The sequence below is a fragment of the Acinetobacter sp. 479375 genome, assembly GCF_000581715.1.
GTDB classification, from domain to species: domain Bacteria; phylum Pseudomonadota; class Gammaproteobacteria; order Pseudomonadales; family Moraxellaceae; genus Acinetobacter; species Acinetobacter ursingii.
In genome coordinates, this window is sequence record NZ_JEZN01000004.1 from 48140 (window position 1) to 69868 (window position 21729).

Here is a 21729-nt window from a genome sequence, read left to right on the forward strand (position 1 = left end):
ATAGATTTAAGCCGAAATTCGTATTTCGGCTTTTTTATGGTTTTTACGCCATTTGCCCTAAGATAAAAAATTGTCCCGAGGCCAAAACCACTTTATCTAAAACTTGCATGCCCAAAGCATCATGGATTTTGAGGGAAATAGGATTATCCGCATCGATAAAAGCCACAATGGCATCGAATCCTTCAGCTTTTAGTTCTTTTAAGGCTTGATCATGTAAGGTTTTGGCAACGCCTTTGCCACGAAACTGATCATCGACCAAAATCGGACCATAAGCTGCATAGCGTAAATCTGCCAAAGGGGTTTCCTGCAAAATTAAAATATTGGCATGCTCTTGAATATACGCCAAAATTTCTGGTCCTTTGGATTCAATTTCACGTTGTATCACTAAGAACCCAGAGGACTGTCCATCTAGTTCAGCCACATCAATAGCTGATACATCAATCCAGTGCTGAAGCAGTTGATCAAAATGCGGATTATCTTGAACAAAGCCTGAATCCAGATCTTTTCCAACTTGGCTCAATTGTTGTTTTGAGTTGTTTTGATATAACTTAAGCATCCAGTCTTTGTCCTGTTGAATCGCTTTTCTGATTTTGATCTGTGTCATATCCCTACCTCACTTTTAATGATGGTTACAGCCAACAATTGAACTAATTCATTGTTTTTATTAAATTAAGTACAATTTATATGGCTCAATTTCACTGGTTACAAGATTAAAATTCAAGCCACATAATATGATCATGCCTTGTTACATAATTTTATCCTGTTATTGTCATGTTTCATCCTAATCGATCATTGTTTAAGTTACATGCGTGATTATGTAGGGAAATGTATAAAAAAATTTAGTCCGCTTATTTACATAAGAAAGATTTAAAAACAGCGACTTAATCTTTAATATCAATTTATTTACCAATACATATTTATGGACAATTGGATCATCCAGATCATTGAGAGTCTGGGCTATTTTGGCATCGCTTTTTTGATGTTTCTGGATAATGTTTTTCCTCCCATTCCCTCAGAAGTCATTATGCCGAGCGCGGGCTATACCGCCTCTCGTGGGCAGCTTCAGATTGTAGGGGTGATTATTGCAGGCAGTATAGGGTCGATATTGGCTGCTGCCGTTTTGTATGCCATTGGTCGTAAAATCCCAAAAACGGCACTGTTTAGATGGGTCGATCGTTACGGGCGATACTTATTTATTCAATCAAAAGATTTAGAGAAAGCGCTGAATTGGTTTGAACGGTATGGACATCGTATCGTGTTTTGGGGGCGAATGATTCCTGCGGTTCGCTCTTTAATTAGTATTCCTGCCGGCATGAGTCAAATGCCTTTTAGCAAGTTCATGCTGTATAGCAGTTTAGGTACCATTATCTGGACCACATTTTTAGCCTGCATCGGTTTTTATTTTGGTGAAAATCAAGAACTGATGTTTACGATTATGCATCGGGTAGGATATATCATTTTAGCCATTACCTTATGCTTTTGTGCATGGTGGCTCTATCGTAAATTTTATAAAATTAAACCGAGGTAACTATGCAACACGAATTTTGGCACCAGCGCTGGCAGGAAAATCGAATCGGATTTCACCAATTTATGCCAAGTCCGCTCATGGTTTCATATTTTAATGAATTAAATTTAAAGCCTAATTCACGTGTTTTTGTGCCTTTAAGTGGTAAAACACTCGATATTCGCTGGTTGCTCCAACAAGGCTATCGTGTGATTGCAGTTGAACTCAGCCAAATTGCAGTGGTTGCTTTAATTGAACAACTCAACACAGATTTTGGATTTGATTTTGAAATGTCAGAACAAAATAATTTGATTCATTATTCACATCCACAAATCGATATTTTCGTCGGTGACTTTTTTGATCTGACTCACAAACAATTGGGACAAGTCGATGCGATTTATGATCGTGCTGCGCTGATTGCCTTGCCTTATGAAATGAGACAACAATATGCACAACACCTGATTCAGATCAGTCAGGCGGCACCTCAATTTCTGATTAGTTATGAATATGATCAGGGCAGCTTTGAGGGGCCTCCATTTTCCGTTGAATCTGACGAGATTCAACAGCTTTATCATCATGTTTATGACATCAAATGTTTAACAGAACAATATGTGGATGCGCAAAAAAACAAAGGAGATCATCCTCGCAGTAAAGTCTGGTTACTTCGCACGAAAATATAAGCATAAAAAACACCTCAGTTTGAGGTGTTTTTATTATTGCTTTGCTTCACTTCGTGAAGTGAACATTTAATTAGGCGTGTGATACATCAGATACAATTCATTTAAATTATCTGGGATTTCTTCTGCCAATTCATCCATCAACTGACCATTACGACGGAAAGATTCCATTTGTGGGTCTTCTTCATCAATGCCACTAAACACCATGATTGGCAAAGTCAAATCAACTAATTGTTCTTCATATTCTGGTGCAAACCATGCTTCTTCATTTAGGAACATTGCATCGACAAAACCGACGCTCCAGTCGCCTAAACTTGAATCTACGTCTGCTTCTTCAATTTCAAAAGGAAACTCAATCCCTTCTTCATTGGCCAAGTTTTGACGAATCGAATCTAGCCAAAGTTTAATTTGTTCAATAATCGCAGTAGGAACTTTTTTCTGATTGCTTTCAAATAACTCATCTAACCAGCGATCGAACTGCGGACCAACTGCAATCGCACACAGAAAACCATGAGTGGCCGCAAAATCCAGACCATGTTCATTTTGGTCACCATCAAGATAATCACTTAATTGATCTAAATCCAAGGTACTCATTGTTTATCCAGTGTTATCAATAAATAGCGTATAGCATAACATTTTCAGTTCGCTATGCGGTGTCTGATTGTATTAGTCTTCGTCATCCAGATCATCGTCATCAAAGTCATAATCAAAGTCTTTTAACTCACGCTCTAAACGGCGTTGTGCCAAAAGATCATCAATTAAACGTCGCTTTTCCAATGACTCTTTTGCACTGATTTTGCCTGATGCTTCATCAAAACTAACATCATCATCATCACCGTAGCTATCATCTAATTCAAAATCTGTAGAAGACACTAAAACTACCTCGTAGTGAAAAAATGTGAATAGGTCTAGGCGCTATTTATCTTGCCTAATCGGGCATGTCAAGTTTTTTTTATTTTTTTCGACTTTAGCGGATTATTTGTATCTTTTTTCATCAAAAAATTTGTATATTGATAAAACTCTTGTTAACGTCTATCGATAATTCTTGATGAAAAATTTAGGATGACATAACTTGAAAAAAACAAGTCCAACCCAATATTCAAAAAATAGCTGTGAAATCAAATATATTTTTTAATTCAGATGTAAGCGATCAAATCGAAAACATTTAGAGCGAATTGTGCTATCATGCACGGTTTTTTACTGCCACAGATTCAACGAAGAGTAAGCAAAGATGAGCGATATGCATTCCCCTACTTCCCAAGTAGCGGCTCTGATTAGCCGAGGCAAAGAACAAGGTTATTTAACCTACGCTGAGGTCAACGATCATCTCCCAGACTCAATTACCGAAAGCGAACAGATTGAAGATATCATTCAGATGCTTCAGGACGTTGGTATTCCTGTGCATGAACGTGCGCCAGAATCTGATGATGCAATGTTTGGCGAATCCACTGAAGCTGCCGATGAAGTTGCAGAAGAAGAAGCGGCTGCGGTATTGGCATCGGTTGAAAGTGAGCCTGGGCGTACGACTGACCCAGTGCGTATGTACATGCGTGAGATGGGAACAGTTGAGCTCCTGACTCGTGAAGGTGAAATCAGCATTGCAAAACGTATCGAGGAAGGTATCCGCGATGTCTTGCACTCAATCGCTTACTGGCCAAATGCTGTTGAAGTTGTATTACAAGAATATAATGACTTTTTAACTGGTGAACGTCGTCTTGCCGACATTCTTTCAGGTTATCTCGATCCTGAAACCGATGAAGACATTCCAGAAGTGCTTGAAGAAGAAGCTGAACTGGAAGAAGACGAAGAATCTTCATCTAAGACCACTAAAGAGGTGAAACTGGATGATGATGACGAAGAAGAAGAATCTGAAGGTGATGATGATTCTGAAGGTGAATCTGGTCCAGACCCAGAAGTCGCGAAAGTTCGTTTTGAAGAATTAGAAGCTGCGTGGAATAATACCAAAGCGGTGATTGAACAACATGGCCGTAGCAGTGAACAAGCCAATGAAGCTTTAGAATCACTTGCATCTGTGTTTATGATGTTCAAATTTACGCCACGTCTATTTGATATTATTTCAGAAATGATCCGTGGTACACACGAACAAATCCGTGCCAACGAACGTGAAATCATGCGTTATGCGGTGCGTCGTGGTCGTATGGATCGTAATCAGTTCCGTACCAGCTTTCCTGGTCAGGAATCTAATCCTGCATGGTTCGATGAACAGATTGCAAAAGCCCCTGCTGAAATGCGTTCGTACTTAGAAAAAGTTCGTCCTGATGTCTTGGCATTCCAGCAAAAAATTGCCGATATCGAAAAAGATCTCGATCTTCATGTTCGCGAAATCAAAGATATTTCTAAACGCATGGCAGTTGGTGAAGCGAAAGCTCGTCGTGCCAAAAAAGAAATGGTGGAAGCCAACTTGCGTCTGGTGATTTCGATTGCCAAGAAATATACCAACCGTGGTTTACAATTCCTTGATTTGATTCAGGAAGGTAACATCGGCTTGATGAAAGCAGTGGATAAGTTTGAATACCGTCGTGGTTATAAGTTCTCGACTTATGCAACATGGTGGATTCGTCAGGCGATTACCCGTTCGATTGCGGATCAGGCGCGTACCATTCGTATTCCTGTCCACATGATTGAAACCATTAACAAAATCAATCGTGTATCACGTCAGTTATTACAAGAAATGGGCCGTGAACCGACACCAGAAGAATTAGGCGAACGTCTGGAAATGGACGAAGTCAAAGTTCGTAAAGTGTTGAAAATTGCCAAAGAGCCAATTTCGATGGAAACACCAATTGGTGATGATGAAGATTCGCATTTGGGTGATTTCATTGAAGACTCAAACATCACTTCACCAGTGGATGCAGCGACTTCAGAAGGCTTGAAAGAAGCCACTCGTGAAGTGCTGGAAAATCTGACTGAACGTGAAGCCAAAGTCTTAAAAATGCGTTTTGGTATTGATATGCCAACCGATCATACTTTGGAAGAAGTGGGTAAACAATTTGACGTTACCCGTGAGCGTATTCGTCAGATTGAGGCAAAAGCGCTGCGCAAATTACGTCATCCTTCACGTTCTGAGCACTTGCGTTCGTTCCTTGAAAATGACTAATTTGAATCAATGAGCAGTCACTTGAAATTTGAGTGACTGTCCCCATTTAATATTCAAATACATACAACAATGCCTGCATTTTCGCAGGCATTTCATATGGAGAATGTTATGTTAGACCGTACTCCTTCTCGCGAATTACAAGAACATCTTTGGGTTTTTCCAATGGATTATCCAATCAAATTGATTGGTAATGCGGGAGATGAGCTTCGTACTGCTGTGATTGATATCTTGCAAAAACATTTTCCAGAATTTGATGGCGATTCACTCAAAGTGCAACCATCTCGCACTGGAAAATATCACTCGATTACTGCGCAATTGCGTTTTGATGAGCTTGAGCAAGTACATGCCTTATATGCTGACTTGGCTGCATGTGAACACATTCGTACTGCACTCTAAAAACAACGCGAGAAATAAAAAAACACGCCTGTAGGCGTGTTTTTTTATGGCTGAACAGAATCTAAAATCAATGATCGGGTCTTTAATCAAATAAAAGTTGCTTCTTCAACCATCTCAACCAATTTATGAATGATTTTATAGCGCTTTTTATTCATGATTTACACACATCACATATAAATCAGTGTGATCCATGATTTTATTCATAACTAACTTCTTTATAATGAACAAGTATTTTGATTGAACATAGGGCTGACATTTGTGAATAACGTCATAATCAAACCAACTTTGACTATACGTCAATATCAAAACTTGACCCCTTATGCTGATCGTTTTCAAGAAATGAAAAACCTGACTGAACAACGGGATGAAAATACACCCGATCAACTCTGGATTTTGCAACATCCAGATGTGCTCACGCAGGGACAAGCAGGCAAGCCTGAACATATTTTAATTCCAACTGATATCCCTATAGTACAGTCCGATCGCGGTGGGCAAGTCACTTGGCATGGACCGGGTCAAATGGTAATTTATTTCATGTTTGATTTAAATCGTCTAAAATGGAATGTCCGCACACTGGTCTCCTTCGCAGAACAGTTGATGATTGACCTATTAAATAAATATAGAATCAAGGCCTATGCTAAACCTGATGCACCGGGCGTTTATGTGGATGAACGTAAAATAGGATCACTCGGATTTAAAATCCGACGTGGACGCAGCTATCATGGGTTAGCGTTAAATATTGATTGTGATTTAACTGGCTTTCAAACCATTAATCCTTGTGGTTATGCGGGGCTGGAGATGGTTCGCTTATCTGACCTTGTTCAAGATTATCCAACGCTTGAACAGCTTGCTTCAGATGTAGTTGAATATTTTAACAACACCGATTACTTTAGTGACGTAGAAGTCACCTCTGCATAATTTACTTTATTTTTTCCAAAAAACTATTTAGAGTAATTACTCTAAAACTCAAAATTAGAATGTTAAAAGGGATAAACGTGTGATTTCAAGTAAAACCGTAAAACCCGCATTGCAAATGGGCTACGTCAAACTCATGATGGATGTGATTGGACGTGGTCTCGTGATGGCAAGTCAGGTCGATCAAGAAATACAAAATGAAGTGGCGAAATTTCCAGTAGGCTTTGTTTTATCCATGAATGTATTCCCTAATGGGCCTGCATTTGTCGCGAAAGTGACTGAAGATAAAAAATTGCAACTGATTTCGCTTGAACAGGGAAAACCTGATTTGACCATTACGTTCAAGCATTTAACCCATGCTTTTATGGTATTTTCATTTCAGGAAAGTACGGCACAGGCATTTGCAAATGACCGTATGATTGCTGATGGCGATGTCTCCAGTGCAATTCGACTGGTACGCTGCCTCAATAAAATGGAATCTCTAATTTTACCAAAAGTGGTGGCATCGCTCGCCGTAAAACAATATCCAACCGAGCTTAGTTTGAAAGATAAACTCAGTGAAGCAGCCAATATTTATCTGAAAGTCGCACAGTCATACTTAAAACGGAGTGTATAAAATGGCTAAACCGTATTATGAATTTTTTTGTCCAGTTAAAGTCATTGCAGGCAGTGCTGCTTTAGAACACATTCCATTTGAACTTGCGACTTTAGGTTCAAAACGTCCGATGATCATTACTGATAAAGGCGTAAGAGCAAATAAATTACTTGAGCCGATTGAAACGGCTTTTGCATCTACTGATGCTGAAATTGGCTATATTTTTGATGATGTACCACCAGATTCAAGTCTGGAAACCGTCCGTAATGCTGCCCAGTTTTATCGTGACAACAACTGCGATGCAATTATTGCAGTCGGTGGTGGTTCAGTGATTGATACCTCAAAGGCAACTAATATTTTAGTGTCTGAGGGTGGTAACGATCTACTCAAATACTCAGGTGCGCATAACTTACCTAAACCACTCAAACCATTTTTTGTGATTCCAACCACATCAGGGACAGGTTCAGAAGTCACCATGGTTGCGGTGGTTTCAGATACGCAAAAGAATGTAAAGCTGGCATTTGCATCTTATTATCTCATGCCGCATGCCGCGATTCTTGATCCACGTATGACGCAAACTTTACCTGCACATTTAACTGCCATGACAGGTATGGATGCACTGACACATTGTGTGGAAGCTTATACTTGTTTAGCCGCCAATCCGTTAAGCGATGCCTATGCGAGTGCAGGTATTAAAAAAATTAGTGAAAACTTGTTTAATGTCATCGAAAACCCATCAGATGCACAAGGTCGTTTAGAGTTGGCACAAGCCTCAACCATGGGCGGAATTGCATTCTCTAACTCTATGGTCGGTTTAGTACATTCGCTTGGGCATGCATTAGGTGCAGTTGCACACTTACCACATGGTCTTTGCATGAACTTGTTCTTACCGTATGTGCTTGAGTACAATAAGGAAGTAAATGGCAACAAAATCGGTGAATTGTTACTGCCATTGGCGGGCGCAGATATTTATGCACAAACCCCGGCTCATCTTCGTGCTGAAAAAGCCATTGCGACTATTTTAGCCATGCGTGACCGTTTATTCATGATGACCAAATTGCCGCGTAACTTACGTGAAACAGGTAAAGTTACAGAAGCGCAACTCGATGAGATTGCAGAAAAAGCGCTCAATGATGGTTCAATTATCTATAATCCAAAAGAAGCGAGCTTTGACGATTTAAAAGCCATTTTACAAAAAGCATGGTAATTTAAAACGCATTCGCTGTTGTTACTCTAAGTAAGAGTCTGAATTCTCAAGTCATTCAGACTCTTTTCTTTTTTTATGATTTTCATTCATCATAATTTTTAGCAAATTGGCAAAAAATTTGCTAAAAAATCCACAAAGTTACTGACAAAAGGCATCGATTTAGGATAGATTGGCGCACTTTACTTTTTCATATAGGGGGGATCGTTCGTCTCAAACGATCCTTAACAGACATGACTGATCCTTGATCAACGATTATGAGGATACGCCGTTGACAACTCACACTGGGACTCAACCTGCGGCTAAACTGCAAAAAAATCTTGTGCTATGGCACATCATTATCATCGGTTTGGCATACATTCAGCCCATGACTGTATTTGATACGTTTGGTCTCGTATCACAAGATAGCCATGGACATGTACCAACGTCATATATTTTTGCTTTAATTGCAATCCTACTTACGTCCATCAGCTATGGACATATGATTAGGCGTTATCCTTCTGCTGGCTCAGCATATACCTATGCACAAAAATCCATTCATCCCAATGTCGGGTTTATGGTGGGCTGGTCATCATGGCTCGATTATTTACTCTCTCCGTTGGTCAATATTATTTTGGCCGATATTTATCTGCGTGCGCTGTTTCCAGATGTCAATAACTGGATTTGGGTCATTGGCTTAACCATCATTATGACTGTGGTCAATTTGTTTGGTGCTCGTTTTGTGGCTCGTTTTAACAGTACGATTGTTTTTATCCAGATTGGTGTCATTTTCTACTTTACGTATAAAGTCTATTTGCTGCTCACTCAGGGCATGAATGCCGATGGTAGTCTGGATCAATCACAATACCAACTCTGGAGCATCGCACCTTTCTGGAATGAGATGACATCTATTGGTGCGCTGATCACAGGTGCAACCATTCTGTGTTTCTCATTTACGGGCTTTGATGCATTGTCATCTTTGGCAGAAGAAACCAAAGACACTGAAAAAGTATTGCCTAAAGCCATTTTCCTGACTGCATTAATTGCAGGGGTGATCTTTATTATTAGCACCTATTTTATGCAGATTTACTTTCCGAGTGACCCTGCAAATTACTTCAAGAAAATTGATGAAACCCAGCCTGAAATTTTATTGGCAATTGGCGGGATCACTTTCCAAACGGTGATTCTTTATTTTGCCATTGTCACGGTGATGGCATCAGGGATTTCAGCCCATGCTGGTGTTTCACGTTTAATGTATGTGATGGGTCGTGATGGGGTCATTAACAAGAAAATCTTTGGACATATTAGTCCTAAGCTTTATACACCTACCTATAACATCATCATTGTAGGGGTGGTGGCGCTTGCGGCAGGTTTCCTTGATTTTGAACACATTGCCAATCTGATTAGCTTTGGTGCGTTAACTGCGTTTAGTTTTGTGAACTTCTCAGTGATTTCACGCTATGCATTGCGTGATGGACGTACCAAAAATATCAAAGATATTTTTAATTATATCGTCATTCCTGTACTTGGTTTTGCCAGTGTATTTATGATGTGGCTTGAAATTGATCAACTTGCACTGAAAATTGGTTTGATTTGGGCTGCGATTGGAGTCGGCTATTTAGCTTACAAAACTCGCGGATTCCGTTATCCACCTCCGCAGCACAATGAACATGAATAAATCTTAAAAATAAAGGGCTTAGATAAGCCCTTTATTTTTTATTAGAGATTGGATTCAAAAGTATTACACTGGTTTAAATCACCCGTTTTAAGTCCGACCTGAAACCAATGCATGCGTTGCTGACTTGTACCATGGGTAAAGCTGTCTGGTACCACCTGACCTGTTGCCTGTTTTTGCAAATAATCATCACCAATTTTTTGCGCGGCATCCATCGCCTCTTCAATATCACCTTGCTCTAAAAATTGGGTTCTCTGCTCATTATGATTTGCCCATATTCCGGAAAAACAATCAGCTTGTAATTCTAATCTAACCGAAAGCTGATTGCCTTGGGTACGACTACCTTGCGATTGTGCTTGTTGTACCTGAGAAGAGATTCCAAGCAGATTTTGCACATGATGACCAACTTCATGTGCTATCACATAAGCCTGTGCAAAATCGCCTGCTTGATCTTGACGGGAAAGTTCAGTTTGATTTTGCTCACCCGAGATTCCCATTTGCTGACGCATCTCTTTAAAGAAAGCGGTATCAATATAGACTTTTTGATCTGCGGGACAATAAAACGGCCCCATTGCAGCTTGAGCTGTACCACAGCCCGAACGAATCGCGCCAGAAAACATGACCAATTTGGGTGGAGTATAAGTTCCGCCTAACTGTTTAAAAATGGGCGACCATGTATCTTCGGTATCTGCCAGTACAGTTCCCACAAATTCAGAAGCTTCCTCCTGTTCAGGTGTCAGTTGTTGAGGAGCCTGATCACTGACCTGCTGTTGTTGAGTAACGCTTTTAGTCGCCTGATAAGCCATTTGTGGATCGACACCAAAAAACTTCCATGCCACGAAAGCAACGATTAAACCCAAAATACTAATACCGCCTGCTTTGGCAGCGCCGCCACCACGACGATCCTCCACATTGGTACTGATACGACGACCTTTCCAGCGCATAATTCACCTCTTATCTTTTATTATAATGATGACTTCATTCAACTCTATGAAGTTACTTTTTTAGGCCACAGCTTTTGAATTAAGCTTACAACCAATAATACGATGACACCAGCAATCATCCCCACTGCAAAATTGATCAACGTCGGGGTGATTGCACCAATAATATTACCAACGTTTGGAATCAGCTCCAGATGGTCTGTGGTATCTTCAGTAAAGTGATGTAACAATGGAATGGTATGCGCAATAATACCGCCTCCAACAAGAAACATTGCGATCGTCCCTACAATCGTTAAAGTTTTCATTAACTTCGGCGCAAATGCCAATAAACCGCGTCCAATACTTTGTTTTACATTTGATGTTTGTTGCGTCAAATAAAGTCCTAAATCATCAATTTTGACAATCATGGCAACGAAACCATATACACCCACTGTCATAATAATGGCGATGATACTCAATACCGTCACTTTAGAGATAAAAGATGCGGCTGCCACAGTCCCCAGAGAAATCACCACAATTTCAGCTGATAAGATAAAGTCAGTACGAATAGCACCTTTGATTTTTTCTTTTTCATAGGTGACTAAATCAGTTTCATCTTTCACCAATTTTTCTGCGGCTTCTTCCGCTGTCGCTGCTTTTTTATGATGTAAAGAATGCAAGACTTTTTCAACGCCTTCATAACATAAGAATAAACCACCAATCATCAGCAATGGATTAATCAACCATGGCGCAATCACACTAATGAGCAATGCCAGAGGCACCAAAATCAGTTTATTAATAAAAGAGCCTTTGGCGACGCCCCAAACCACAGGAAGCTCACTATCAGCGCGTACGCCACTGACCTGTTGAGCATTTAAAGCCAAATCATCGCCCAGTACGCCTGCTGTTTTTTTTGCTGCCATTTTACTCATGACGGCAACGTCATCCAGCACAGTGGCAATATCATCTAATAATAAAAGTAAGCTACTCGCCATTTAATTTTCCTTAAGTTTTTAGGCTTCTTTTTTATTGTGACTGACATTAAAAAAAATTATGCCGTACAATGTCGCCTATTCAATCGTTTAATGATATGTAGATTCATACTACTTTGGAATAGAGAATGAGTAATCTTGATCATCGTCCAATTATTTTGACTGGCGACCGTCCCACTGGACAGCTTCATTTAGGCCATTTTGTAGGTTCACTACGCTCACGTGTAGGTTTACAGGACAGCCATCATCAACATTTATTATTGGCAGATGCTCAAGCCTTAACAGATAATGCAGATAATCCAGATAAAGTGCGCCGTAATATCCTAGAAGTTGCACTGGACTACTTAGCAGTAGGCATCGATCCTACTAAAACCACAATTTGCGTTCAGTCCTGCTTACCGGCACTGAATGAATTGACCATGCTTTATCTGAACTTTGTGACCGTCGCACGTCTGGAGCGCAATCCAACGATCAAATCTGAAATTCAGATGCGTGGCTTTGAGCGTGATATTCCCGCTGGTTTCTTATGCTATCCAGTGGCACAAGCGGCTGATATTACCGCATTTAAAGCGACTGTAGTGCCTGTGGGTGAAGACCAGATCCCGATGATTGAACAGACCAATGAAATTGTTCGTCGCGTCAATCGTCAAATCGGTCAAGACTTATTGCCTGAATGTAAAGCCCTGCTTTCGAACATGGCACGTTTACCAGGTTTTGATGGTAAAGCCAAAATGTCTAAATCATTGGGCAATACCATTGTCTTAAATGCCTCTGATAAAGACATTAAAAAAGCCGTCAATGCCATGTATACAGACCCGAATCATCTGCGGATTGAAGATCCAGGTCAGGTTGAAGGCAATATTGTATTTACTTACCTAGATGCTTTTGATCCAAATTCAGAAGAAGTCGAAGAATTAAAAGCACATTATCGTCGCGGTGGTTTAGGTGATGGTACGGTGAAAAAGCGCCTTGAAGGAATTTTGAAAGATTTAATTAGCCCAATTCGTGAACGTCGTGAAGAATTAGCTAAAGATCCAGATTACATTATGGATGTATTACGCGATGGTACTGAAAAATGCCGGATCATTACTCAAAATACATTAGATGAAGTCAAAGATGGTTTAGGTTTATTTAAATTCTAAATTAAATCATTGTTTTATTTAAAGGCTCTTATCATTAAGAGCCTTTTTTATGAATGATTTTCTCTAAAGAAATAGCAATACATTATTTAAATGATATACAGCTCACAAAATAATCGCTTTATTAACGTGATTTAACACTACTTAACGTGAATACCAATGAATTTGGTCAGTTATAAAATTACTATAAGTCATGAAAGTTATGAATTTCCCCAATTTCATGACATTTCTCCTTAACCGAAGCTGTTTATAACAGATTCGTTGTTCTGCGTAATGATCACCCCAATCATTGCGCTTTTTTTTGTTTAAAATTTACTCTAGTAGTAAATCATATATTTCACGCATTGTCTGCTACTTATTAAAAAAAAATTAGAATTATTTATTTGAAGGCTTTTGTTATTTAAATTACCTTTAAAAAATAAATTGAATAAAATTGATAGACTTAGAATAGACTTTATAAATGATAAATGTTATCGTTTTTAAATTACTTGTGAAAAGACAGTAATAACAATAATTTAATTTCAATAAGATAAAGAGCCGCTTTATGTTGTGGGACTTGTTTACTCATCCTTCAAATTATATTTTCAGCATTAGTTTAGTTTTATGTTTTGCCATTGGAATACTTGAACTTATCTTGCTTATGATTGGAGGTTCATCTCAAGTTTTAGATCAATTTCTTCCAGAGCAGTTAAGTGATTACCAACCTGATGCCGATTTAGATGCCGATCAAGGCATCTTCTGGCAATTTTTTGACTGGCTATATCTGGGCAGAATCCCTTTATTAATCTGGTTAATTGTTTTTCTTACCACTTATTCCCTGACCGGTTTTATCATACAGGGAACATTTTATATCTTTACTGAACATTATTTTTCAGTATGGCTGATTGCCCCTGCGGTACTTTTTTTGTCAATGCCTTTTGTACGTTGGGCTTCTGCTTTAGTCAGCAAAATCATACCAAAAGATGAAACCACAGCAATTTATAGTGAAGATTTGATTGGGCAACCAGCAAAAATTATTTTAGGGATTGCCCGAGCCAATTCGCCCGCTCAAGCTAAAGTAAAAGATCAATTCGGACAAACACATTTGCTATTACGGTTGCAGCAGAGGCTGAAGTGGAAAAATTGCGCTTGAAAGCAAAGGGGGAATCTGATGCCAAAATGCTACTCGCACAGGATCAAGAAAAACAATATCAAGTAGATGCCGAAGGTACTCCGTGCAGTCAATGAAGCATCCAATGTTCTATGGACTGAACAGGTCGAAATGCAAATTCGCCTTACTTAAAGTCCAATACACATAAACAATAATAAAACGTGCAGAGATCAATCTCGATGAAAATGCGATTTAGCTTCGCATTTTCATCAAGTTAAATTGATATCAAAAACGATAACTATAACCGATAGTGTAAACCACAGGATTGACATCCAGTCGCCCAATCTTTTGCCCATCAAGTTTGACATCGCTTTCTACTTGCGCATAACGTACATCAGCAAAGACACCCCAGTTTTTAGCATCTGCTGGTTGAAAATTAAATCCGATCTGGCCTGCATAACCATAAGTGGCATCTGCTTTGAGCTTGGCATCACTTCCAATTAATTTTTCATCCCACGGAATCGCGACGGTAAGCCCTGCCCCAATATAAGGCGTAAAACGTGTGGAGTTTCTAAAATGATATTTTGCAGTCAGGGTTGGCGGTAAATGTTTAAATTTGGCGGCATCCACTCCATTTAACTGAATATCATGCTGAAATGGTGCTAAGGCAAGTAATAATTCTGCGGAAAACGGAGAATTACCAAAAAAATATTCAACTGATGGCGTCGCATTAAATTCATTACTGACATCAGCTCTGGCACCAGCCAAGACACCATTATCATGTGCAGGCGCGAGAAAACTTCCTCCTAGTTTGACTTGCCAGTTTTCGGCATGAGTCAGGGGCATTGTGCCTAGAACAATCATCGTCATAAGTAACCCTTTATATCGTTTTAAATCTATAAGCATGCTTAGCTTACCTCTATCTTTTTAAATGCTGATTTATAAGTCTTGCCAAATACATATCAGTCTAAAAATAAATGATCTCTAAGATTTATTGTTCTTTGATTCAATCATTCTAAGTGACATATTCTATTATTTGGTCTAAACACTTTAATCAGATTAGATTTTTGATAGAAATAATTAATCACAATTTATTTATCTTAAATTTTCAATTAATGAAAACATGCTAACTTTAACTGAATTACATCTATATATTTAAAAGATTCAGCTCTTGATTTAATTATTAGACTTCTTTCATCATTGTTTGAACCCTCCTTATTTTCCTATCATAGGAAGAAATAAAAAAGGTCTTATGAAAGAAGTTTATTCTATTGAATTTAAATCGTTAACTATGAAAAAATAAGTTTTAAAAGGCATTCAAGCGATCAGAATACCTTTTTATAATTAGAAATATTTAAGTATTTTATAAATCTGTGTCATATTTAATCAGATTTCCGTGTTCATCAAAATGTAGAGTCATATTCTTGGAACTTTTCATCGCATGAATATCACGTACATTTAAATTGAAACTTTGCGCAATCTGAGCTTCTGTTGCGGGTTCTGGTACACTACGTCTTTGAACATTATAAAAACGTATCCAGTTATAAGATGCCCAGATAAATAAAATTAGAATTAAAATCACAATACAGATTGCGAGCATATACAAGCTATATCGACCATTGTTGTTTAATGATAAAAACAACTGTTTGTAAATATTTTGCCCTTCAAACCACCAAAGAAAAACAGTAAAAATTGGCATAATCAGCCACATCCACAAACTCCACCCTAAAATTTGCAGTGAAAATCCAGCCCATTTATTTTTCACATATTCAGGTCGATCAATATATTGTGGAATATCCAGTGGGTTCTGATCGACATGACTATGCGAATGAATTTGATCATTTTTCATATTCTTTCTCTGCTCCAAAACCACGATCTGGACTCACCCAACGTGCTCGCTTCTGAGTTTTAAAAATCGTTTTAGGTAATGCAACGACAGTCGATAGCATGGCCAGTATCCAGAAAAAAAGTGGATACCAGATCACCCAAAAATAATTACGAAAATGTCGTCGATCATACTGACGATCAATCAACAAACTTACTAAAAACTGGATTAAACAGGTCAATCCTAAAATTACGCCATACCATTGTGGCCAAAGAGACTGAATCGCCCATTCTCCGGGTAAGCTAAAAAATAAACCGTAGAAATACAATACAAAAATACTAAACATCACATATGCCCAGACGACGCTGATTAGTGCCTCAAACGCAATCGGCCACATACGGCGTAGTCGCCATTTGAATATTTTAGGCACATAAGCAAAAATAACTTCAATCCCCCCTTGTGCCCAGCGTAGGCGTTGCTTCCATAGTCCCTTAAAAGTTTCAGGCATATAGATATAACAGAGTGCCTGCGGGACATAATGTAAGTCCCAATGATCGAACTGTAAGCGCCAAGAAACATCAATATCTTCAGTGATCATGTCGTCGCGCCAATAACCGATGCGATCCAGAGCCACTTTACGAAATCCCACAATGGCACCCGACACCGTGAATAAACGCCCGTAAGTTCGCTGCGCCCGTTTGATCAGTCCAATAATAGAAGAAAACTCACCGACTTGTATTTTAGCTAAAACACTAGAACGATTAATAATTCGTGGATTGCCTGTCACGGCACCGACCCGTGGATAAGTCGTTAAATGATGCATCATCCAAAGTACGGTATAAGGATGTAGCAAAGCATCTCCATCGATACACACCAAATATTCATACTGACTCACCATCGCGCCTGCTCTTAAAGCATGCGCCTTACCCTGATTTTCTGCCAGATGCACAACACGTAATTGCGGATGCTGTTTTTCCAGTTCATTTAATATTTCACCCGTGCGATCAGAACTACCGTCATTAATCGCAATCACTTCGAAAGTTGGATACTGACTTTGTAGGGCGTATCGAATGGTTTGTCGAACTTGCTTTTCCTCATTAAAACAAGGAATAAGAATACTACAGCCTTCCTGACTTGGGCTCGGATGATCTGGCTGATTAAATTCACGTTTAAAATAAAACCATAGCCCCCCTGCAATCCACGCCCAAGCCATAAATAACGGATATAAAAAGGCAAAACCAAACACAACATCACTGATACGGAGCTGACTCAATTCAAACATTATTTGTGCTCCGCTTTAGAATCAAGAATATAAGGATCTTTATAATTCAATGCAGAATCATTCAAGCTTAAATCAACATATAAATTTTTCTGAATTGCCTGCCCCTGATTCAATTGATAATCTTCAACACCCAGTTTTTGTATCCCTAAGCTCTTAAGCTGTTGATAGGCTTTTTTATAAACCATCCAATCTTTTTTCTGTTGTGGCGAAATATCAAAGCCCACCATTAAGCGTTGCTTTTCTAGGCTGCTTAATGGTTGACTGGCTTTCACAAAAGCCTTAAATGTATTCGGGGCATGCAATGGATCAAGCTCAACATAAATCAAATCGCTATACATTAGACCTTGTTCAAGCAATGGTTTTAATCCATTAAATTGTGAAATCTCAGGTTTTACTTTAAGCACGGTACGAAAATTGGTGCTGATATTGATCAGACCATTGGCTTTGGCTTTCACTTGCTCTTTAATTTTGAAAATCTGTTGAATATTTTGCTGGCATTGTTGATTCCAAGATTGAGTTTGCAACGCACAATCCAGATGGTTTTGTACATTGAGAATCAGACCGTCCAATGAACTATTGTTCTTGAATAAGTCCTCAGTCAAATTCGCAAGCGGAATCTGTTGTTTTGTTTCTAAATCAAGCGGTAATTCTACAAAAGCCTGTTGCCCAATCCTTGTCCTCGCTTGCCAGATCATTCGGTTAAGTACATCCTGATGATGGGGCAATAACCGCGTTGGAAAAAATGCACCGTCTATTTTTCCATCCTGATCCTGATCAACAACGACTTTAAAGATGATCGCGTTGGTCTTTAAACTTGCCAACTGTTCTAGCATTTGACCTAATTTTTTATCATCTAAAGTTCCATCAGCATTCACAAAATCAGCTGGATCGATGGCAATGAGACTTCTTCTATTTTTAGAAGGTCGTCGAATATCTTCAAGAAATCTAAGCATTTGTGCATGTAACTCTTCAGGTACTGGATTTCCCATCGCAATTGCACGTTGATACGTCTGTATCGAGCTTTCATGAACCGAAATATCTCCTAAACTAAAGGAAAGCGGTAAGCCTGCTTGTTTGGCCAACTGTTCGGTTTCTCTAGTCACTGCGCCATACGGCCAAAAGATTGCTTTGGTATTAATGCCTAGTTTTTGATCTAAAATAGTCTTTGATTTTTTTAAATCATTTAATATTCTCTGGTGATACACTTCATCCGTTTCATAACTTTGTTGTGCAGGTAAATATTGGCGGGTGATTGCAGCGGGTTCCATATTCTGTTGTGGATTTGCCAAAATCCCTTTATGTAAGTTGTCTGAATGTGAAACAAACTCGACTAAATGTGAGTTTTCCATCTCACGCATCTGTTGCCAATTCATCAAATTACCTTGACCATAAGCCTCATATGCATCGTAATTATTGCCATTGATCCAGCTTGTCACGATCGCAAAAACAGCGGGGATCTGATACTGTTTAAGTAGAGGATAAACACGGCTATAGCTACTCAATGCACCATCATCAAATGTCAACAGCACGGCTTTGTCAGGTAAGGCGACGTTGTGTTCACGTGCCTGCCAGACATCTTCAAGTCGAATTACAGTCCAGTCGGATTGTTTCAGCCATGCCAAAAATTGAGCTAAATTTTTACTACTAATTGCATAACTATCTCGATCGCCATTCACAGCAACATCATCACGCACATCATGAAAGGTCAAGGTGACAAACTGACCTTGCGTATGCAGTTCAGCATCCTCTTTGATCTCTTGTGCATATAGACCCACCGAAGGACTCAGTAATAGCAAAACCATCATTATTTTTAATTTTTTGAACATCAGAATCGTCCTTCAAAACCGAATTGGGCATATGTTTTATGTTCATTTTCTTCATCGTAAGGATGATTTGACCAACCGATGCCATAATTCATTGACCATGTTCTGGATAACTGCCAATCATGTCGATACAAAACATTAAATAAAGCTTTGGTTGAATAATCCGCTTGTGAAAATGCGCCAGTACCCACTTCAAAATGCTGGCTAAAATGACGTTCATAATTGCGCCAAGTCATCCAGTCATGAGTTAAAATCACTTCTGCACTATTGCTATAACGTGGATTAAAATAATTCACCTGAACATCTGAATTTTTATCGTACTCATTTCTCAACGTCATTCGGGTGATATGATGCGGTGCTTGATAAATTTGCTGACTAAAATAGCCCACAATTTCATGCCGATGATTGCCATCGTCAATATCGGTAAATTGATAAGCCAGACCCGCCTTTCTAGATTCATTGGCTTGCCAGAGCAACTGAGCTTTATAAGCTTTACCATCATCGCCCTGTTTAAGCGCCTGTAGCGGAATATCTGCTTGACTGTCAAAACCCAAAACATATTGCCAATGATCATTCAACCATTGTGACCAATCGAGTTGAATCCCGACATCATTGGAATGTGAACGCTGGCTTAATTGTAGATTTGCCCAGCGTCGATTATTTACCCACTCCAACCCCACACCATAGCGTTCATCTGTTAAGTCTTCGCCTTTAAATTCTGCTTTACGCTGTACGAGATCAACATAGGCACGATAATCATCGGCAAACCACGGCGAATTGATCCGTGTTTGATGTTCTCTCTCAGACGAACCCGTTAAATTTTGTAAAACTTCGGGTTGATCAGCACGGCTTCTGGAAAATGTACTTTGATGTTGTATTGAAGCATGATTACGATCTTCGAGTTCCTTTTTACTTTGTTGTACGCCAGTATCGTCTGGCGCAGTCAGAGTTAATAATTGATTTTGTTCACGCCAGTCAGCTATACGGCTGAGTGCCTGACTATTTTGCATTTGATTGACCAAAGTGCTGATGGAAACAGGCTCTATCCCATTAAATTGAGACAAGGTCGCAGATGAGGTCAGTGGTTTTTCACGCCAACGCTGTACCGTTGCTAAATTGTTTTGATAACCGATATTATTGGGTGCCTTTGCGACTAAATCTTGAAAATAGCGCTCTGCTTTGGCTTGTTCATTTCGATAGGCATAATTTAAACCTTTTAGAGCTAAATACTCAGCACGATCTTCATGGGTAGTTTTATCCACCCCTTTTGCTGCACTATAACGAAATGTAGGCAAAAGATGATCCATCTCCTGTATTAGCTTATTGGCTTCATCAAATTTTTCCTGCTCAATCAGAGCATAATACAAACCCGAATAGACACTATAATCAGGATAATTTTTTTCTTTTAATAAACTTTTATATAGATACTCTGCCTGCGCAGGCTGCCTGACTTTTAAAAATGAATCGGCAGCCGCCTGACGCACATAAGGTGGCATCTGCTCATAGGGTTGATCCAGCTTGATGAGGGTTTGAATAGCTTCGTGGTAGCGATCACGAAAATTAAGCGCATAAATATAATCGTAATAAAATAAACGCCGCAATGTCGGATCATTAGGTAACTCAGATTCATAAGCTTGCATTTGAGCAAGTACCTGATCCAATATAAGATATGACTCAGTGACCTCGCCCTGATAATTCTTCACCTTATAATATTGAATCGCGTTTTTAATTTTCTGCGAAAACTCTTGTGTTTTGACCGTATAACGAATATTAGGAATTTTTTGTTCAAGCTGATGTTGCTGGATATATTGTTCAGCACTACGAAAATCACTATTTAGTATTAAGGCGTATATATACTGTTCTTGAATATTACGACTAGGTTGAGGAGCTGCAATTGCTAAATTTGCCGCCTGTAACGCCTCTACAGGCATATTCAATAAACGATACGCATAAGCTAACTGAGCAAGCTGTTCTGCACTCAGAGACTTCGAATCAATCGACTTTAAACTAGCCTGTGCTTGCGCATTTTTTTTCGATTCAGCTTGGATAATTCCCAATAACAGCTGTATGTCATTAGAAAAATGCCGTTGATTAAATTGTTGTGCATAATATTGTGCAAGATCAAGTTGCTTTAAATCACGTAAAGCTTTGATCAAGACTAACTGACCATACTCAGGATAAGTTTGTAAATTCAAATTTTTAACTAAGCTGATCTGTTCTAACCCAAAAGCATTATTTTGATAAAGGACAATGATGTCATCTGCCAGAATCCTTTGATCATTAGGATAACGTGCTCTTAAGCTTTCTAACTTTGCAATACCCGTCTCAAGTTTGCCTTGTTTAATTTCGGCAATAATCGCTTCGCGTTGTTGATCCTGAGGCGTTATGGCAAAACTGATCGTGGTGATTGAATATAAACTTATGATCCCGATATAACGGAAACTTATTTTTTTTCTCATGAGAACAGCTTTTAAACCTACTAAACAAAAAATATGTGAAATTCGTCACATAATATGTTTTTTTAGGAGTTATTGTGGTTTTTTACCTCGTTATTTATGTTCTTTTATGTTAACCACCCCGATAATCTTATTTTAA

Annotated in this window: 20 protein-coding genes and 1 pseudogene; 11 read left to right on the plus strand and 10 right to left on the minus strand. The window is 38.9% G+C overall.

Translation table 11 applies throughout. The features are described from left to right. Positions 1-43: 43 nt before the first annotated feature. Positions 44-604: a GNAT family N-acetyltransferase gene (locus tag J500_RS05045; RefSeq protein WP_004996293.1), complete on the minus strand. Its 561-nt coding sequence runs from the start codon at positions 602-604 to the stop codon at positions 44-46. A gap of 315 nt (positions 605-919) precedes the next feature. Here J500_RS05045 and J500_RS05050 point away from each other — a divergent pair, with 315 nt between their 5' ends. Together J500_RS05050 and tmpT are read left to right on the plus strand one after the other, a co-directional pair. Then, positions 920-1528: a DedA family protein gene (locus J500_RS05050; RefSeq protein ID WP_004996291.1), complete on the plus strand. Its 609-nt coding sequence runs from the start codon at positions 920-922 to the stop codon at positions 1526-1528. Positions 1529-1530: 2 nt separating this feature from the next. After that, entirely contained in the window at positions 1531-2184 is a 654-nt protein-coding gene (gene tmpT, locus J500_RS05055; RefSeq protein WP_004996288.1) for a thiopurine S-methyltransferase, read from the plus strand. A 66-nt stretch (positions 2185-2250) separates the two neighbouring features. Here the strand turns inward: tmpT and J500_RS05060 are convergent, their stop codons facing one another. Beyond that, entirely contained in the window at positions 2251-2775 is a 525-nt protein-coding gene (locus J500_RS05060) for a YecA family protein (RefSeq protein ID WP_004996286.1), read from the minus strand. A gap of 72 nt (positions 2776-2847) precedes the next feature. Then, positions 2848-3054: a PA3496 family putative envelope integrity protein gene (locus J500_RS05065; RefSeq protein WP_004990657.1), complete on the minus strand. Its 207-nt coding sequence runs from the start codon at positions 3052-3054 to the stop codon at positions 2848-2850. 358 nt (positions 3055-3412) lie between these two features. Here J500_RS05065 and rpoD point away from each other — a divergent pair, with 358 nt between their 5' ends. The 6 genes from rpoD to J500_RS05095 all read left to right on the plus strand — a co-directional run bounded on the left by rpoD (position 3413) and on the right by J500_RS05095 (position 10066). Continuing rightward, the gene (gene rpoD, locus J500_RS05070; protein ID WP_004990659.1) at positions 3413-5299 is read left to right on the plus strand and encodes an RNA polymerase sigma factor RpoD; all 1887 of its coding nucleotides are present in this window, start codon (positions 3413-3415) and stop codon (positions 5297-5299) included. Between the two features lie 108 nt (positions 5300-5407). Further along, on the plus strand, positions 5408-5695 hold the full coding sequence (locus J500_RS05075) for a YbeD family protein (protein ID WP_004990660.1): 288 nt from the start codon (positions 5408-5410) through the stop codon (positions 5693-5695). A gap of 258 nt (positions 5696-5953) precedes the next feature. Continuing rightward, entirely contained in the window at positions 5954-6613 is a 660-nt protein-coding gene (gene lipB, locus J500_RS05080) for a lipoyl(octanoyl) transferase LipB (RefSeq protein ID WP_004996282.1), read from the plus strand. 79 nt (positions 6614-6692) lie between these two features. Next, positions 6693-7226, plus strand: coding sequence for a hypothetical protein (locus tag J500_RS05085; protein WP_004996280.1), 534 nt, complete (start codon positions 6693-6695; stop codon positions 7224-7226). Position 7227: 1 nt separating this feature from the next. Further along, on the plus strand, positions 7228-8412 hold the full coding sequence (locus J500_RS05090) for an iron-containing alcohol dehydrogenase (protein WP_004996278.1): 1185 nt from the start codon (positions 7228-7230) through the stop codon (positions 8410-8412). A gap of 268 nt (positions 8413-8680) precedes the next feature. Continuing rightward, positions 8681-10066: an APC family permease gene (locus tag J500_RS05095; RefSeq protein WP_004990667.1), complete on the plus strand. Its 1386-nt coding sequence runs from the start codon at positions 8681-8683 to the stop codon at positions 10064-10066. Positions 10067-10107: 41 nt separating this feature from the next. Here J500_RS05095 and J500_RS05100 read toward each other — a convergent pair whose 3' ends face one another. Continuing rightward, the gene (locus J500_RS05100) at positions 10108-11007 is read right to left on the minus strand and encodes a neutral zinc metallopeptidase (RefSeq protein ID WP_004996276.1); all 900 of its coding nucleotides are present in this window, start codon (positions 11005-11007) and stop codon (positions 10108-10110) included. A gap of 44 nt (positions 11008-11051) precedes the next feature. Beyond that, the gene (locus J500_RS05105; RefSeq protein ID WP_004996274.1) at positions 11052-11978 is read right to left on the minus strand and encodes a DUF808 domain-containing protein; all 927 of its coding nucleotides are present in this window, start codon (positions 11976-11978) and stop codon (positions 11052-11054) included. Between the two features lie 125 nt (positions 11979-12103). Between J500_RS05105 and trpS the strand changes: the two genes are divergently transcribed. The 3 genes and pseudogenes from trpS to J500_RS17070 all read left to right on the plus strand — a co-directional run. Continuing rightward, positions 12104-13117 carry a tryptophan--tRNA ligase gene (trpS, locus tag J500_RS05110; RefSeq protein ID WP_004996271.1) on the plus strand — a complete coding sequence of 338 codons (1014 nt, stop codon included), beginning with the start codon at positions 12104-12106 and terminating at the stop codon, positions 13115-13117. A gap of 541 nt (positions 13118-13658) precedes the next feature. Further along, positions 13659-14246, plus strand: a complete 588-nt coding sequence (locus J500_RS05115; RefSeq protein WP_004996270.1) for a YqiJ family protein — start codon at positions 13659-13661, stop codon at positions 14244-14246. Next, a pseudogene (locus J500_RS17070) lies at positions 14207-14390 on the plus strand (flotillin domain-containing protein); the annotation flags it as partial. The gene J500_RS05115 and the pseudogene J500_RS17070, both read left to right, overlap by 40 nt. 99 nt (positions 14391-14489) lie before the next feature. Here the strand turns inward: J500_RS17070 and J500_RS05120 are convergent. From J500_RS05120 to pgaA, 5 genes are all read right to left on the minus strand, one after another. Next, a complete protein-coding gene (locus J500_RS05120) occupies positions 14490-15110 on the minus strand; it encodes an OmpW/AlkL family protein (protein ID WP_004996269.1) in 621 nt (206 codons plus the stop codon). A 457-nt stretch (positions 15111-15567) separates the two neighbouring features. Next, positions 15568-16053 carry a poly-beta-1,6-N-acetyl-D-glucosamine biosynthesis protein PgaD gene (gene pgaD, locus J500_RS05125; protein WP_004996267.1) on the minus strand — a complete coding sequence of 162 codons (486 nt, stop codon included), beginning with the start codon at positions 16051-16053 and terminating at the stop codon, positions 15568-15570. Then, entirely contained in the window at positions 16043-17311 is a 1269-nt protein-coding gene (gene pgaC, locus J500_RS05130) for a poly-beta-1,6-N-acetyl-D-glucosamine synthase (RefSeq protein ID WP_004996265.1), read from the minus strand. Before pgaC ends, pgaD begins: the two co-directional genes overlap by 11 nt. Beyond that, positions 17311-19137, minus strand: a complete 1827-nt coding sequence (gene pgaB, locus J500_RS05135) for a poly-beta-1,6-N-acetyl-D-glucosamine N-deacetylase PgaB (protein ID WP_004996262.1) — start codon at positions 19135-19137, stop codon at positions 17311-17313. The genes pgaC and pgaB overlap by 1 nt, the downstream gene beginning before the upstream one ends. Further along, a complete protein-coding gene (pgaA, locus tag J500_RS05140) occupies positions 19137-21593 on the minus strand; it encodes a poly-beta-1,6 N-acetyl-D-glucosamine export porin PgaA (protein ID WP_034698562.1) in 2457 nt (818 codons plus the stop codon). Before pgaA ends, pgaB begins: the two co-directional genes overlap by 1 nt. Positions 21594-21729: the final 136 nt, after the last annotated feature.

Coding starts and splice junctions, on each gene's coding strand:
- pgaD (WP_004996267.1), bottom strand. CDS start 16,053: ATGAAAAATGATCAAATTCATTCGCATAGTCATGTCGATCAGAACCCA.
- J500_RS05050 (WP_004996291.1), top strand. CDS start 920: ATGGACAATTGGATCATCCAGATCATTGAGAGTCTGGGCTATTTTGGC.
- J500_RS05075 (WP_004990660.1), top strand. CDS start 5,408: ATGTTAGACCGTACTCCTTCTCGCGAATTACAAGAACATCTTTGGGTT.
- J500_RS05060 (WP_004996286.1), bottom strand. CDS start 2,775: ATGAGTACCTTGGATTTAGATCAATTAAGTGATTATCTTGATGGTGAC.
- J500_RS05100 (WP_004996276.1), bottom strand. CDS start 11,007: ATGCGCTGGAAAGGTCGTCGTATCAGTACCAATGTGGAGGATCGTCGT.
- pgaB (WP_004996262.1), bottom strand. CDS start 19,137: ATGTTCAAAAAATTAAAAATAATGATGGTTTTGCTATTACTGAGTCCT.
- J500_RS05090 (WP_004996278.1), top strand. CDS start 7,228: ATGGCTAAACCGTATTATGAATTTTTTTGTCCAGTTAAAGTCATTGCA.
- tmpT (WP_004996288.1), top strand. CDS start 1,531: ATGCAACACGAATTTTGGCACCAGCGCTGGCAGGAAAATCGAATCGGA.
- J500_RS05105 (WP_004996274.1), bottom strand. CDS start 11,978: ATGGCGAGTAGCTTACTTTTATTATTAGATGATATTGCCACTGTGCTG.
- trpS (WP_004996271.1), top strand. CDS start 12,104: ATGAGTAATCTTGATCATCGTCCAATTATTTTGACTGGCGACCGTCCC.
- J500_RS05120 (WP_004996269.1), bottom strand. CDS start 15,110: ATGCTTATAGATTTAAAACGATATAAAGGGTTACTTATGACGATGATT.
- J500_RS05045 (WP_004996293.1), bottom strand. CDS start 604: ATGACACAGATCAAAATCAGAAAAGCGATTCAACAGGACAAAGACTGG.
- rpoD (WP_004990659.1), top strand. CDS start 3,413: ATGAGCGATATGCATTCCCCTACTTCCCAAGTAGCGGCTCTGATTAGC.
- pgaA (WP_034698562.1), bottom strand. CDS start 21,593: ATGAGAAAAAAAATAAGTTTCCGTTATATCGGGATCATAAGTTTATAT.
- J500_RS05115 (WP_004996270.1), top strand. CDS start 13,659: ATGTTGTGGGACTTGTTTACTCATCCTTCAAATTATATTTTCAGCATT.
- pgaC (WP_004996265.1), bottom strand. CDS start 17,311: ATGTTTGAATTGAGTCAGCTCCGTATCAGTGATGTTGTGTTTGGTTTT.